Below are 17,355 nucleotides of genomic sequence, written 5' to 3' on the forward strand. Positions count from 1 at the left end.
AGTCCGGAGACTTTCATGTCTGCCCACGCCCACCCTGCCACCACCCCCGCTTCTTCCGCCGCCCAGGCCAGCGCCCGCCGCGCCGCCGCGCGCCGCCGTGCCGCCGAGCGCCGGCGGCCGCGGCTGTCGCGCCTGCTCGCCTGGCTGCTGTCGGCGGTGCTGGGCAGCGCCGGCCTGGCCTATGCGCAGGTGCCCAGCGGCACCCTGCCCGCGGGCGGGCGCGTGGTGGTGGGCAGCGGCCAGGTGCAGCAGAGTGCCAACCAGCTGATCGTCACCCAGGGCAGCCCGCGCCTGGGCATGGATTGGCAGAGCTTCAACATCGGCAGCAACGCCACGGTCGAGTTCCGCCAGCCCGATGCCCGCTCGATCGCGCTCAACCGCATCGTCGGCAACAGCGGCAGCGAGATCTACGGCCGCCTCAAGGCCAACGGCCAGGTCTTCCTGAGCAACCCCAACGGCGTGCTGTTCGCACCCGGCGCCAAGGTCGATGTCGGCGGGCTCGTCGCGACGACGCTGGACCTGTCGCAGCAGGACTTCGCTGCCGGCCGCTACAGCTTCACCGCCGGCAGCGGCAACGGCAGCGTGGTCAACCAGGGCTCCCTGCGTGCCACCGCCGGCGGCTACCTGGCGCTGTTCGGCCAGCATGTGGACAACCAGGGCGAGATCGCGGTGGACGCCGGCCAGGTGCTGCTGGCCTCGGGCAGCGCGGCCACCGTCAGCATCAGCGGCAGCGGCCTCATCTCGGCCGTGGTCACGCCCGGCGCTGCCGGTTCGGTACACAACAGCGGCAGCATCACGGCCGATGGCGGCGTGGTGCGTCTCACCGCGGCCTCGGCCGCGGGCATCGCGTCTTCGCTGGTCAACAACAGCGGCCTGGTGCGCGCCAACACCATCAGCGAGCAAGGCGGCGAGATCTGGATCACGGGCGACAACGTCGCCAGCAGCGGCCCCGTCGCGGCCGATGCGCCGGCCGGCGGCGACGCCGGCCGCATCGTCGTCAAGGGTGACCTCGGGCACGGCCGGCTGGACCTCGACGGCCGCCTCTCGGCGACCGCGGCTGCCGGCCACGGCGGCACGGTCGAGACCTCGGCGGCGACGCTGACCGTCGCCCCCGGCACGCGCGTCGACACGCGCGGCGCCGAGGGCCGCTGGGGCACCTGGACGCTGGACCCGACCGATTTCCGCGTCGGTGCCGGCAACGCCGGGCTCAGCACCTCGGGCATAGGCGCCGATACCCTGTCCATCAACCTGGCCAGCAGCAATGTCTCGCTGCTCACCGCCGTGGGTGGCAATGAGCCGGGCGACATCCACATCGACGCCGACGTCACCTGGGCGGCCAATACCACGCTGTCGGTGATCGCCAGCCGCGACATCAACCTCAATGCCAACCTCACGGCCAGCGGCAACACTGCCGGCGTGGTGTTGACGCCGGGCGCCGGCGGCTCCTTCCTCGTCAACACCACCGACGCCGTCAAGCCCAAGATCACGCTGGCCGGCGCCGGCGCCACGCTCAGCATCGGCGGTGCCGCCTACACCCTGGTGCGCGACCTGGCAGGGCTGCAGGGCATGAGCGCCAACCTGGCCGGACGCTGGGCGCTGGCGGGCGACATCGATGCCAGCGCCAGCGCCGCGAGCGGCTTCGTGCCCATAGGCGGCAACGCGGCCACCACCACCACTGCCGCGACCACCACCACCAACCACTTCACCGGCGTGTTCGAGGGCCTGGGCCACAGCATCACGGGTCTCACCGTCAATCTCCCCGCCTCCAACGCCACCGGCCTGTTCGCCAGCACCAGCGGCGCGACGTTGCGCAACTTCGAACTGATCGGCGGCGCGGTTTCCGGCAGCCGCTACGTCGGCGCCGTGGCCGGCTACACGCGCGGCGCGACGACGCTGCACAACGTGCGCAGCAACGCCAGCGTGAGCGCGCTCGACGACAGCAGTTCCGGCGTCTGGGCCGGCGGCCTGGTCGGCCTGGTCGAGGGCAGCACCGCCGGCGTCTCGCTGCAGCGCAGCCAGTCCTCGGGCGTCGTCAGCGCCAGCACCAATACCGCGTCCGCCTTCGCCGGCGGCCTGGTGGGCGAGATGGACACCGGCCTGCTCACCGGCGTCGGAGCCAGCGGCAGCGTCACCGTCACGCTCAGCACCGGCACCAATGACACCAGCCACCACGCCGGTGGCCTGGTGGGCCTCTACAACGGCGGCAACATCAACACCGCCACGGCCAGCGGCAACGTCGTCGGCGGCCACGAGTCCGGCGGCCTGATCGGCCGCTTCCTGCCCACCGGCACGGCCACCATCAGCCAGGCCACGGCCAGCGGCACGGTCAGCGGCACCGGCGACGTCGGCGGCCTGGTCGGCTATGCCAGCGGCAACGGCTCCATCAGCAATTCCGGCGCCACCGGATCGGTCAGCACCAGCGTCAACGAGGCCCAGTCCTTCCACGCCGGCGGCGCCGTCGGCCGCTATGGGATGAGCGACGCGCCGGTGGCCCTGTCGGCCGCGGGCAATGTCAGCGGCGGCAACACCACCGGCGGCGTGATCGGCTGGATTGACCTCACCTTCGACATCGCCCTCGATGCCAACAGCCTGGTGAGCGTCGTGCCCCAGGGCACGACCAAGACCGTCACCGGCCCGCGCTGGGTGGGCGGCCTCATCGGCTTCAGCGACAGCTCGGCGGCGTTCACAGGGCTGAGCGTCGACGCCGCGGTCACGGCCACCGGCAGCAGCGGCACGGTGGGCGGCCTCATCGGCCGCCTCAACGGCAGCCTCAGCAACAGCAGCAGCGCCGGCACGGTGACGGCGGCCGGCGAAGCCGGTGGCCTGGTCGGCCGCGTCAACGGCAGCGCCAGCCTCAGCGGCGTGCAATCCAGCGCCATCGTCTCCAGCAGCGGCACGACGCAGGCGGTCGGCGGCCTGGTCGGCGCCTTCACGCCCAGCGGCGGCTCCATCACCAACGGCACGGCCAGCGGCAACGTGTCCGGCGGCCGCGACGTCGGCGGCCTGGTGGGCCATTTCTCGCCCACCGGCACCACAGGAGGCAATCTCTCGGGCTCATCGGCCACCGGCCAGGTCTCGACCACCATCACCGGCGGCGACATCGGCGGCCTGATCGGCTATGCCGACGGACGCGGACTGCTCTCCAACAGCTTTGCCCGCGGCAACGTCACGGCACCGGCGGCGGCCGACACCGTGGGCGGCCTGGTCGGCCAGTTCCAGATGACGGGCGGCATCAGCAACGTCAGCGCCGGCGCTGCCGCCAGCGGCAACATTCCGGCCACCACCGTGAGCGGTGGCAACTTCACCGGCGGCGTGCTGGGCTGGACCAACAACGCCAGCACCACCAGCTTCGTCACCGACGCTGCCCAGAACCTGCAGTTCGCCTTCCTGGGCTCGGACGTCTCGGGCAGCCGGTGGGTCGGCGGCCTGGTGGGCCAGTCCATCGGCACGGCCAGCTTCTCCGGTGTCAGCAGCAGCGCCAGCGTCACCACGAGCCGGACCTCCACCGCCGGCGCCGGCGGCATCGCCGGCTTCGTCGCCGGTGCGGTGAGCGGCGCCTCGGCCAGCGGCGCGGTCTCGGCCAGCGGCAGCGGCGTCGGCGAGGCCTACCTCGGCGGACTCATCGGCCAGGCCGGTGGTTCGACCGCCTACAGCATCAGCGGCACGGCCTCGGGCAACGTCACCGGCAACTACACGCCCACCAGCGGCGGCGGCTTTGTCGGCGGCCTGATCGGCCAGCTGGCCCCCAGCGGCGCCACCGTCGTCGGCATTGCCAACAGCAGTGCCTCGGGCAGCGTCAGCGGCGCCTCCACGGCCGGCGGCCTGGTGGGCTATGCCGGCGGCGGCGGCGCCCTCACCGGCGGCACCGCCACCGGCAGCGTCACCGGCACGGCCAACAACATCGGCGGCGTGGGCGGCCTTGTGGGTGATTTCCGCATGAGCGGCGGCATCGCCGGCAGCCGCGCCGATGGCACGGTGAGCACCGGCTTTCACGTCGGCGGCCTGGTGGGCTACTCCAACACCACCGGCACCATAGCCAGCAGTTCCGTCAATGCCGCCAGCGTGAGCGGCGGCGTCAACGTCGGTGGCGCCATAGGCCGCGCCGAAGGCATAGGCCTCATCGACGGCTTCACCACCAGCATGCCGGTGTCGGGCGGCGCGGTCACCAACCCGCAGGCGGTAGGCGGCGTCGTCGGCCGCTCGGCCGGTCTGGTCACCAACAGCAGCGCCAGCGGCAACGTCTCCGGCCTGGCCAACACCAATGTCGGCGGCCTCGTCGGCTGGGCATCGGGCGGCGTCTCCAATTCCAGCGCCAGCGCCAACGTGGTGCAGACCGGCAACAACGCCTCGGTGGGCGGCCTGGTCGGCTATGTCGATGGTGGCAGCGTCAGCAACAGCAGCGCCACCGGCAGCGTGTCGTCCACCGGCAGCGACACCTGGGTCGGCGGCCTGCTCGGGGGCTTCGTCAGCAATGGCGGCTCCATCTCCGGCAGCACTGCCAGCGGCAGCGTCACCGGCGGCCGCGACGTCGGCGGCCTGGCGGGTCATTTCTCGCCCACCGGCACCACCGGGGGCGATCTCTCGGGCTCATCGGCCACCGGCCAGGTCTCGACCAACATCGCCGGCGGCGATGTCGGCGGCTTGATCGGCTATGCCGACGGACGCGGATTGCTCTCCAACAGCTTTGCCCGCGGCAATGTCACGGCACCGGCCACCGCCAACACCGTCGGCGGCCTGGTGGGCGAGTTCCGCATGGTGGGCGGCATCAGCAATGTCAGCGCCGGCACGGCCGCCAACATCAACACCAGCACCGCGGCCACCGCCGTCAGCGGCGGCAGTTGGGCCGGCGGCGTGCTGGGTTGGACCAACACGCCTGCGGCGCTGATCACCGACACCAATGCAGGTCTGGCGATCACTTTCCTCGGCGCCAGCGTCACCGGCACCACCTGGGCGGGCGGCCTCTTCGGCGAGTCGGCCGGCGGCGCGGCGCTGACCGGCCTGCGGGCAGCGGCCACCGTCACCGCAACGGCCAATGGCAGCGTCGCCGGCGGCCTGGCAGGCCGCACGGCCGGCGCCGTGACCAATGCCGCGGCGAGCGGCACCGTCACCTCCGGTGGCGACGCCGGCGGCCTGATCGGCCGCGCCGAGGGCACGGGCGCGCTCACCGACGTCAGCGCCAGTGGCAACGTCAGCACCAGCACCGCGTCGCGCATCGGCGGCCTGGTCGGCTATGCCAGCAGCGGCAACATCGTGCGTGGCAGCGCCAGCGGCAGCGTGACCGGCGGCCAGTACACCGGTGGTCTTGTCGGCTGGTTCCAGACCAACAGCAGCGCCGCGATCCAGAACGCCAGCACCAGCGGCATCGTCAATGGCAGCGGCGACGCCGGCGGCATCGTCGGCTTTGCCACCGGAAACGGCAGCCTCAGTGCCTCCACGGCCAGCGGCAACGTCAGCAGCAGCGCCACCAACACCTTCAGCATCGGTGGCATCGCGGGCTACTTCGGCCTCGGCGGCGGCATGGCCGGCGTCACTTCCAGCGGCAATGTCGACGGCGGCGCCCACACCGGCGGCGTGGTCGGCTACTACGACACCGCGGCAGCGCTGACCCACGGCGCCCTGCCCGCCACCGCGGTGAGCAGCAGCGCCGCCACGGTGCGCGGCAGCACCTGGGTCGGCGGCGTCGTCGGCTACATGAACTCCACCGCCCCCATCACCGGCCTGGTGTCTGCCGCGGCGGTCACCCACACCGGCAGCAGCGGCGCCGCCGGCGGCATCGCCGGCCGTACCGCCGGCACGGTGACTTCGTCCAGCGCCAGCAGCGTCGTGGTCACGGGCGCCGACGGCGGCGGCCTCATAGGCCGCGTCGAGGGCAGTGGCGGCCTCACCGACGTCTCGGCCAGCGGCAGCGTCACCAGCACGCGGGACAGCGACTGCTGCTACACACTGGGCGGCCTGGTGGGCATCGTCAACAGCGGCGACATCCTGCGCGGCACGGCCACGGGCGCTGTCAACGGCGGCTACTACAGCGGCGGCCTGGCAGGCGCCTTCTATTCCAGCGGCAGCGTCACCGATTCCAGCGCCGGCGGCGCCGTCACCGGCGGCACCTATGCCGGCGGCCTGGTGGGCGACGCGCGCGGCAGCTTCACCAATGTGCAGGCCAGCGGCCATGTCTCGGGGCAGACCTATGTCGGCGGCCTCATCGGCTGGCACAGCAGCGGCGGCCTGATCTCGACCGCCACCGCCTCGGGCAGCGTCAGCAGCAGTGGCCAGTACACCGGTGGCCTGATCGGCATCTGGCAGAGCAGCGCCGGCATCGTCGACAGCCTCGCCTCCGGCAGCGTGACCGGTGGCACCAGCTTCAGCGGCGGCGACAACGTCGGCGGCCTCGTCGGCTATGCCGCCAGCAGCGCCGGCGGCATCGACAACAGCCGCGCCGAGGGCCCGGTGCGCGGTCGCGTCAATGTGGGTGGGCTGGTCGGCCAGTTGCAGAGCGCGGGCGTCTCCCGCGGCACCGCCACCGGCAGCGTGACCGCGATCAGCGACAGCAGCGCCAACGTCGGCGGCCTGATCGGCTACTACTTCAACAGCGGCGCCAAGCAGATCACCGACAGCACGGCCCGCGGCCATGTCTTCGCCGACATCCGCTTCGGCAACGTCGGCGGCCTGATCGGCGAGGCCGACAGCGGCACCATCACCGGCAGCAGCGCGCGCGGCAACGTGACCCAGCGCGACAGCACCAGCAACCAGAACAGTTCCAACGTCGGCGGCCTGGTCGGCTACTTCCAGGGCACGGACATCTCCACCAGCTCGGCCATCGGTGCCGTCGAAGGCACCTACCTGGCCGGTGGCCTGGTCGGCGTCTACTGGGGCGGAACGGCCGCGGCCACCATGACCGACGTGGCGGCCTCGGGCTCGGTGCGCGCGGGCACCACGGCCGGCGGCCTGGCCGGCCAGCTGAACGGCGTCGCCCTTTCCAACGGCCGCGCCAGCGGCCCCGTCTCGGTGACGACCAACAACGGCGACGTGGGCGGCCTCGTCGGCTCGGCGACGACAAACAACTCGAACACGCGGATCAGCACCAGCATCGCCAGCGGCAATGTCAGCGGCGGCAACCGCAGCGGCGGCCTGGTCGGCAGCATGGCCGGCAGTTCCTTCACCAGTGCCGGCGCGCTGGGCATCAGCAACAGCAGCGCCAGCGGCAGCGTGACCGGCAGCAACATCGCCGGCGGCCTGGTGGGCCAGTACAGCGGCCCGTCCAATCCGGCCTTCGACGCCGGCATCTCCACCAGCCACGCCAGCGGCAATGTCGACGCCATTCAGAACGGTGGCGGCCTGGTCGGCCAGTTCGTCGGCTCCGGCGGCATCGCCGACAGCAGCGCCAGCGGCACCGTGCTGGCCAAGGGCAGCAATGGCACGCACAGCATCGGTGGCCTGGCCGGCCAGTTCACCAACAGCAATGCCACGGCCGGCCTGGGCACGCTGCGGCGCAGCTACGCCAGCGGCAGCGTGAACCTGGACGCCAGCGTCGGCCTCAGCAGCTTCACCACCGTCAATGCCGGCGGCCTGGCCGGCGTCGTCACCACCAGCACCGCGGGCCGCGAGGCCATCACCGACAGCTGGTCCAGCGGCGCCGTCATGATCGCCAACAGCCTCGGCAACCTGCGCGTCGGCGGCCTGGTCGGCAGCACCACCGGCAGCCTGAACCGCGCCTATGCCACCAGCGCCGTGAGCGTCACCGGCGGCAGCAGCACCAGCGTCGGCGGGCTGGTGGGCCAGCGCGGCAACACGTCGGCCACCGCCACCAGCAGCTACTGGGCCACCGACAGCAGCGGCCAGGCGACCAGCATTCTGGGCACGGCCAAGACGCTGGCCGAGTTGCAGAGTGCGGCCACCTTTGCCGGCTGGGACATCGCCACCACCGGCGGCAGCACCGCGGTCTGGCGCCAGTACGAAGGCCTCTCCACGCCGCTGCTGCGCGGCCTGCTGGCACCGCTTTCGCTGACCCTGGCCGATGCCAGCAAGGTCTACGACGGCAGCACCTCGCTGGCCGGCGCCACGGTGCAGGCGGGCGGCGCGCCGCTGGCCAACCCCGAGCGCCTGCTCGTCGGCGGCGCCGCCGTGGCCGCCGATGTCGGCAGCTATGCGCTGAGCGCAGCCAATCTGTACTCGGTGCAGAACGGCTATGACCTCACGCTGGACGGCACCGCCCAGCTGACCATCACGCCCAAGGCGCTGAGCCTGACTGGCCTGGTGGCCAGCAAGGTCTACGACGGCACGCTCGACGCCGTGCTGGCCGCTGGCGCCCAGCCAGGCGGCCTGGTGGCCGGCGAAGACCTGCTGTTCCAGCCCGGCGCCGGCTTTGCGCTGCAATTCATCGACAAGAACGCCGGCAACGGCAAGACGGTCAGCGTGGCCGGCAGCTACAGCTGGGCCGACGGCACGCGCGGCAAGGCCGCCAACTACAGCCTGCCCACCGGCACCTCGACCACGGCCGACATCAGCAAGGCGCCCCTCGGCGCCGGTGGTTTCGCCGCCACCAACCGCGCCTACGACGGCACCACCACGGTGGCCGTGACCGCCACCGCAGCCACCCTGAGCGGCGTGTTCGGCAGCGACGAGGTGAGCGTCGACCTCGCGGGCGTGACCCGCGGCAGCATCGCCGACAGGAACGTCGGCCTCGCCAAGCGGGTGGCGGTGGAGGGCGTCAGCCTGGCAGGCTCGGCCGCCGGCAACTACGCGCTCACCGGCCTGGACACGGTCACGGTCGACATCACGCCGCGCACCGCCACCGTCAACGGCATCACGGCGAGCAACCGCCAGTACAGCACCAGCCTGAGCGTCTCCGTCAACCCCAACAACGCCAGCATTTCAGGTGTGCTCGCCGGCGACCAGGTGCTGCCCTCGTTCAGCAACGGACTCTCCGCGCGCATTGCCGACAAGAACGTCGGCAACGCCAAGCCGGTCACCGTGACCGGCCTGCTGCTGCGCGGCGCCGATGCCGGCAACTACGCGCCGGCCCAGGGCCCGGTCTCGGTGGACATCACGCCACGGCAGCTGACGATCTTCGCGAGCCAGGCCTTCGACAACCAGGGGCGAAACATCACCGACCGGGTGTATGACGGCACCTCCAACGCAGAGGTCGCGTTGTTCTCGAATCTGACGTTTACCCTGAACCAGATCGGATTCTTCGGCGACAACGTCACGCTGGCCAATACCGGCATCGCCTACGACACCAAGGACGTCGCCTACAACAACGCCGGCCAGGTGACGAGCAAGACCATCACCGTCAGCGGCCTTTCGATCAGCGGCGCCGATGCCTCGAACTACACGCTGCAGAACACCACGACCACGACCTCCGGCACGATCACTCCCAAGGCCCTGCCGGTGACCGGCGTGAGCGCGGTCAACCGCGTCTACAACGGCTCGCGCGACGTGGCCGTGAGCCTGGCCGACGCCAGGGTGGACACCACCGTCGTGGTGGCGGGCGACAACGTCAGCGTGCTACTGCCCGGTGGCAACGCCCCCCTCACGGGCCAGATGGCCGACAAGAACGTCGGCACCGGCAAGGCCGTCACCGTGCCGGGCCTGACCATCACTGGCGCCGACGCCGGCAACTACACGCTCAACAGCGCGGCCAATGGCGTCACCGTCGACATCACGCGCAAGGATCTGACGGCGATCTACACCGGGGTCGACAAGGTCTACGACGCCAATTCCTTCGCCAGCGTGATCGTCACCTCGAACGACATCGTGGAAGGCGACAGGATCGGCTTCCACGCCGACCGCAGCCAGTGCTCGGGCTGCTGGACCTTCTTCACCAGCGGCAGCAGCGACCCCACCCGCTTCACGCAGGACAAGAACGCCGCCATCGGCAAGCCCATCGTCATCACCTTCAACGGGCTGTTCAACACCGGCAACAACAACGACGCCGGCAACTACAACCTGCTCAACCCCACCGGCACCACCACGGCGACGATCTCGCCGCGGCCGGTGACCCTGGCCTTCAGCGGCGTCAACAAGGTCTACGACGGCAGCACCGACGCCAGCGTCGCGCTCAACCGCGGGGCCTCGAACATGTTCGGCAGCGACGCGCTGTCGACCACGCAGACCGCGGTCTACACCGACAGCAAGAACGTCGGCAACGGCAAACCCATCAGCATCGGCAACATCGTGCTGTTGGGTGCCGATGCGCCGAACTACGCGGTCGGCAACACCACCGCCACCACCACCGGCAACCTCACGCCCAAGGCGGTGACGCTGACCGGCATCGTCGGCGTCGACCGCCCGTACGACGGCACGACCGCGGTGGCGGTGTCGGCCGGCACCGTCACGTCCTCGGGCTTCGTGGCCAACGACATCGTCTCGGTGGCCCAGCCCGCCGGCGGCCTGACCGGCGGCAGCATCGCGAACAAGAACGTCGGCAACCTCAAGCCGGTGACCGTGACCGGCCTGTCGCTGACGGGCGGCGATGCGCCCAACTACAGCATCGACCTGGCCGGCAGCGGCATCACCGCCAACATCACGCCGATGGCGCTGACGCCGGCCTACACCGGCATCAACAAGGTTTACAACGGCGACCTCACGGCCAGCGTGACGCCAGCCACCCAGGGCATCGTCAGCGGCGACACCGTCACCTTCACGCAACTGGCCGCCTTTGCCGACAACAAGAACGTCGGCACGGCCAAGCCCGTCAACGTCAGCAACATCCGCCTTGGCGGCAGCGGCGCCGCCAACTACACGCTGGCCAGCACCACGGCCACCACCACGGCCGACATTACGGCCAAGCCGGCGACGGTGGACTACACCGGCGTCAGCCGCGCCTACAACGGCCTGGCCGACACCAGCGTCTCGGTGCTCGGCAGCTCGCTGCAGCTGCTGGCCGGCGACGCGGTGGGCTTCACCCAGAGCGCCAGCCTGGTGGGCGACGGCGCCGCCGGCGCGGCGCGCCCGGTGACCGTCACCGGCATCACCCTCACCGGCGCCGACGCCGTCAACTACAGCCTCACCAACACCAGCGCCAGCACCACTGCCAACATCACGCCACGCCCGTTGGGCGTGACCGGCATCAGCGCCAGCAGCCGTGTCTACGACGGCACGACCACGGTGGCCGTGAATGTCAGCGGCGCACGCGTCGATACCAGCGGCGTGATCCCCGGCGACACCGTGGTGGTGACGCTGCCGCCCAGCGGCATCAGTACCGGCACCATGGCTGATCGCCATGCCGGCATCGCCAAGCCGGTGGCCATCACCGGCCTCGCCCTGGACGGCGCGTCGGCGGCGAACTACGCCCTCATCGGCGCCAGCGGCCTGGCGGTGGACATCGCGCCCAAGCCGCTGACGGCCGTCTACGGCGGCGTCGACAAGGTCTACGACGGCCTCACACGCGCGGGCATCGTCTCGACCTCGGCCGACATCTTCGCCATCGACGACGGCACCGTGACCATCAATGCGGTGGGCAACTTCACCGGCCTGGGCGCGCGCAATGTCGGCAGCGCCAAGGCTGTGGCGGTCACAGGCGGCTTCCTCACCGGCGCCCAGCGCGACAACTACACCCTCGTCAACACCAGCGGCAGCACCACCGCCAGCATCACGCCGCGCCCGCTGACCGTGGCCTACGCCGGCGGGCTGTCCAAGGTCTACGACGGCGGCACCGATGCGCCAGCCAGCGGCCAGCTGGTCAACCTGGTCAGCGGCGACAGCCTCTCGGTGACGCAGACCGCGGCCTTCACCGGCGCCGGTGCGCGCAATGTCGGCAACGGCAAGGCCGTCGACATCAGCGGCATCCAGCTGGTCGGCAACGATCTCGGCAACTACTCGCTGGCCACCACCACGGCCAGCACGGTGGGCAACATCACGCCCAAGTTCATCACCGTCGGCGGCCTGTCCAACGTGGTGGCGGTGGACCGCGTCTACAACGGCAGCACCCAGGTCCAGGTCACCGTGCCCGGCGGCGTGACCCTGGTGCCCGACAGCAGCGACATCGTCGCCGGCGACCTGGTCACCATCGAGGTGCCGGTCAGCGGCGTCACCACCGGCAGCATGCTCACCAAGAACGTCGGCACCGGCAAGGCGGTGAGCGTCGACGGCCTGTCGCTCAGCGGCAGCGAGTCCGGCAACTACCGCATCGCAGGCACGGCCGGCATCACCGTCAATATCACGCCCAAGTCGCTCAACGCCGACTATGTGGGCGTCGACCGCGTCTACGACGGCAGCGCAGCTGCCACCGTGACCGGGGGCTCTGCCGATCTGGTGGCTGGCGACAGCGTCAGCATCAGCGGCAACGGCGTCTTCACCGGCGTCGGCGCCAAGAACGTCGGCGCGGCCAAGGTCATCGACGTGCAGCAGGGCCGACTGACCGGCAGCGACGCCGGCAACTACGCGCTGGCCAACCCCACGGGCACGGCCAGCGCCGACATCACCCGGCGCAGCGTGACTGTCGCCTACACGGGCGGCAGCAAGGTCTACGACGGCAGCGACAGCGCCCCGGTGACCGGCAACGCGCCCTTCATTGCCGGCGACAACATCACGCTGGCGGAAACCGCGGTCTTCAGCGGTGGCCGCAATGCCGGCCTCGACAAGACGATCCAGGTCAGCGGCATCACGCTGGGTGGCAGCGACGCCGGCAACTACGCGCTCTTCAACACCACGGCCGTCACCAGCGGCAGCATCCGGCCCAAGCCGCTGGGCATCAACGGCCTCACCGGCATCAGCGCCGTCGACCGCGTCTACAACGGCCTCACCGCGGTCGAGGTGAGCGTGGCCTCCACCGGCACCATCAGCCTCAACACCGCCGACATCATTGCCGGCGACAGCGTCGACGTGACCGTGCCTGCCACCGGCACCACCAGCGGCGAAATGGCCGACAAACGCGTCGGCAACGCCAAGCCGGTCACCGTGACCGGCCTCGCCCTCACCGGCACCGATGCCGGCAACTACACGATCACGGCCGCCAACGGCGTGACGGTGAACATCGCGCCCAGGCCGCTGACCGCCATCTACGCCGGCGTGAGCAAGGTCTACGACGGCAGCAGCACCGCACTCGTGACCGGCAGCTCGGCCGACATCGTCTTCGGCGACAGCATCAGCATCGCCGGCAGCGGCGTCTACACCGCCGGCAAGAACGCCGGCAACGCCAAGGCCATCGAGGTGCTCGCGGCCAGCCTGGCCAGCACCGACGCGGCCAATTACACGCTGCTCAATCCGACCGGCAGCGCCCTGGGCGACGTCACGCCCAAGGTGGTGAGCAGCAGCTACACCGGCGGCACGCGCGTCTACGACGGCAGCGTCGACGCGCCGGTCGATGGCGTCCTCTCGGGCACCCTGGTCGGCGATACCGTGGCGCTGGCCCAGACCGCCGTCTTCACCGGCGCTGGCGCACGCAATGTCGGCAGCGGCAAGGCCATCGCCATCAGCGGCATCGCCCTCACCGGCGCTGACGCTACCAACTACGCGCTCGGCGCCAGCACGGCCAGCACCACCGGCAGCATCACGCCGCGTCCGCTGGGCGTGAGCGGCCTCACCGGCGTCACCGCTGTCGACCGCGCCTACAACGGCAGTGCCCAGGTCGACGTGGTGATCGCCGCCATCGGGCAGGTCGCGGCCAACCCGGGCGACATCGTCGCCGGCGACGATGTACGCGTCACCGCGCCCAACGCCGGCCAGGGTTCGGGCAGCATGCTCGACAAGCACGCTGGCAATGCCAAGCCGGTGGTGGTTTCGGGCCTCGCGCTCGAAGGCCTGGACGCCGCCAACTACAGCATCGGTGTGGCCAACGGCGTCACCGTCAACATCACGCCGCTCACGCTCACCGCCAGCTATGCCGGCATCGCCCGCGAGTACGACGGCAGCGCCAGTGTCAGCGTGGCCGGCAGCGCGGCCAACATCGTGGCCGGCGACGCGCTGTCCATCATCGGCAGCGGCGTCTTCACCGGCAACGGCGCGCGCAACGCTGGCCTGGCCAAGCCCATCGATGTGCTGGCCGCACAACTGACCGGCGCCGATGCGCGCGACTACGTGCTGGCCAACCCCACCGGCACCGCCACCGGCGACGTGACGCCGCGCCAGCTCGCCGCCAGCTACACCGGCGGCAGCAAGGTCTACGACGGCTTGGCCGATGCGCCGGTGGCGCTGTCCGCCAGCGCCGGCCTCATCGCCGGCGACGCGGTGACGCTCACCCAGACCGCCCTCTTCAGCGGCACGACGGCGCGCGATGTCGGCATCGACAAGGCGGTTGACATCACCGGCATCACGCTCACAGGTGCCGACGCCATCAACTACAGCCTCGTCAACACCAGCGCCACCACCACGGCCAGCATCACGCCGCGGCCCCTCAACGTCAGCGGCCTTTCTGGCCTGCAGGCGGTGGACCGGGTCTATGACGGCACGACCCAGGTCGCCGTCACCGGCACCCTGGTGATCGCTGGCGCCAATGCCGACGTGATCGCCGGCGACGACGTGCAGATCGGCCTGCCCAGCGGCCCGGTCACCAGCGGCAGCATGGCCGACAAGTCGGCCGGACAGGCCAAGCCGGTGGCCCTGGCCGGCCTCACGCTCAATGGCGCCGACGCCCACAACTACCAGATCACCGGCACTGCCGGCCTCACCGTCAACATCGCGCGCAAGGCGGTCACGTTGCAAGGCCTGACGGCCATCAACCGCGACTACGACGGCAGCACCGTGGTGGCCGTGAACAGCAGCGCCGGCAGCATCAGCGGCGCCATCGCCGGCGACGACCTGAGCCTGCAGGCCAGCGGCGTCACCGGCAGCATGGCCGACAAGCACGCCGGCCCCGGCAAGGCGGTCACCGTCGCCGGCCTTTCGCTGGCCGGCGCCGATGCCGGCAACTACAGCGGCGGCAGCGATGCCGCGCTGCGCGTGGACATCGCGCCACGCACGCTGACGCCGGCCGCCACGGTGGCCGACAAGGAATACAACGGCAGCACCGACGCCGTCGCGACGCTGAGCGACGACCGCCTGGCCGGCGACCTCGTCACCCTGGCCTCTGCCGGTGCCAGCTTCGCCGACAAAGACGCCGGCGCCTCCAAGTCGGTGACGGTGAGCGGCCTCGCCCTCAGCGGCCCCGACGCCGGCGACTACCGCCTCGCAAGCACCAGCCTGAGCGGCTTTGCCGCCATCACGCCCCGCCCGCTGACAGTGACGGCGGACTCGATCACCAAGGTCTATGGCGAAGCGCTGGTGCTGAATGGCAGCGGCTTCAGCAGCATCGGCCTCGTGCCCAACGAGGATCTGGGCCGCGTGGACCTGGCCAGCGCCGGCGCCGCGGAAAGCGCCACCGTGGCCGGCGGGCCCTACACCATCACGGTCGGCGGGGCGCAGGGCAGCAGCACCACCAATCTCGCCAACTACAGCCTGAGCTATGTGCCGGGCCAGCTGACGGTGACGCCGCGCCCGCTGACGGTGGCCACCAACACCGTGGTGCGCCAGGCCGGCGAGCCCAACCCGGCGAGCTGGGGCTTCTCCACCAGCGAAGGCGGCCTGGTCTTCGGCCACAGCATCCGCTCGGTGGAACAGGAAACACCGGCCGGCAGCGAAGCCGCCGAGGGCCTGTCGGTCTACGCACTGCGGCCACGCAACGCCGTCTTCGGCAACGGCGATCCGGGCAACTATGCCCTCACCTACGGTGCCGGCCTGCTGGTCGTGCTGCCCAGGCCAGAGACCGGCGTCATCTTCGCCATCGAGGTCGACCCGGAAGAGCTGCGCCAGGCCTCGCTGGAAATCGAACGCGCCGCGCCCCAACTCGCCGACGAACAACGCAACGGCCGCCGCCGGCCGGGCCCGGCCGCACGCGACGAGCGCACGATCCCCGCCCCGCCGCCGGTCGCGCAGGCGGCCGACATCGCCACCCTGCTCGCCGCCGAAAGCCGCGACATCACGCTGCCGCTGCTGCAGCGCCTGCCGCTGTTCAGCCTCGACCCGCAGTTGCAACGCCTGATGCGCGGCGCCGACGCCCGCACCGCGCCCTGACCTGCCGCCACCCCGCGCACGCGAAAACCACAGCCGAACCGATGACGCCACACCTCAACCGCGCCGCCACCGCCGCCGCCCTGGCCCTGGCCTGCACCTGGGCCCTGGCCACGCCGCTGGATGACATCCGCCGCCAGGTGGAGAACAGCCAGTTCGACCAGGCCTACCGCACCGCGCAAGACCATCCGCAGCTGATCGGCGATGTGCATTTCGACTTCCTCTACGGTGTCGCCGCCATCAACGTCGGCCGCGTGCCCGAGGGCCTGCTGGCACTCGAGCGCCACCTGTCCGCCGTGCCCGCGAACGACCGCGCCCGGCTCGAGCTGGGACGCGGCTACTTCCTGCTCGGCGAGTACACGCGGGCGCGCACCGAGTTCGAGTTCGTGCTGCGCTACAAGCCGCCGGCGGCGGTGCGCGAGAAGATCAACGGCTTCCTGCAGGCCATGCAACTGCGCGAATCGACCGACCGTCGCGCCACCGCCCGCGCCTATGTCGAGGCCGGCGCCGGCTATGACGACAACGTCAACATCGGCACCCTGCACGACGCGCTGCAGGTCGGCGTCGACACGCTGGACCTGGTCGGCTCGCCGTCGCGCCAGGTCGGCGACAGCTTCACCCAGTTTGCCGCCGGCGGCCAGCAGAGCTGGCGCGTCAGCAACCGGCTCTCGGTCTTCGCGGGTGCCGACCTCGACCACCGCGCCAATTCACGCCACCGCCAATACGACATCAGCACCGCGGGCGTCAACGCAGGCTTCAGCCAGCTCAGCGGCAGCGGGCTGTGGCGGGTGACGCTGGGTTTCAGCGAGCTGCTGGTGGGCCGCAAGCGCTACCGCGACCTGCTCGTGCTGGGCAGCGACGTGAACTTCACCTTTGCCGACGAGCAGACACTCACCGTCTTCGGCCAGTACGGCGAAAAGCGCCACATCCAGGCCGAGGATCAGCGCGACGCGCGCAGCCTCGCGCTGGGGGCGGTGTTCACGCAGAACTGGTCGGACGCGCGCTGGGCCCCCAGCCTGAGCCTGCGCGCCAGCTATACCCAGGAAGACAGCACCCGCCTGCGCAACGACCTCAGCAACAAGATGATGACGGTGCGCGCCTATGGCTCCATCACCCCGATGGACAAGCTGAGGCTGACCCTGGTCCTGGGCGCCTATGCCCAGCCCTATGAGGGGCCGCCCGACATCTTCTTCAAGTCGGTGCGCCGCGACGACTACACGCACATCGATCTTCTGGCCAATTACGCCATCGACAACCAGCTCTCGATACGCGGCGAGCTGACCATGTCCGAGACCCGTTCCAACCAGGATCTCTTCGACTCGCGGCGCAACTCGGCCTCGCTGAAGCTGCGTTACCAGTTCTGATGAACAAGGA

At 71.0% G+C, this 17,355-nt stretch carries 2 protein-coding genes; both read left to right on the forward strand.

Annotation, left to right across the window (positions count from 1 at the left end; all coding sequences use genetic code 11):
* The first annotated feature begins 15 nt into the window (after window positions 1-15).
* The gene (locus tag JMV16_RS03115; RefSeq protein ID WP_201492670.1) at window positions 16-15,984 is read left to right on the forward strand and encodes a YDG domain-containing protein; all 15,969 of its coding nucleotides are present in this window, start codon (window positions 16-18) and stop codon (window positions 15,982-15,984) included.
* 41 nt (window positions 15,985-16,025) lie between these two features.
* Complete coding sequence (locus tag JMV16_RS03120; RefSeq protein ID WP_201492671.1) at window positions 16,026-17,345, forward strand: tetratricopeptide repeat protein; 1,320 nt, start codon at window positions 16,026-16,028, stop codon at window positions 17,343-17,345.
* Window positions 17,346-17,355: the final 10 nt, after the last annotated feature.

The organism is Rubrivivax sp. A210 (genome assembly GCF_904426505.1).
Classification (GTDB): domain Bacteria; phylum Pseudomonadota; class Gammaproteobacteria; order Burkholderiales; family Burkholderiaceae_C; genus Rubrivivax.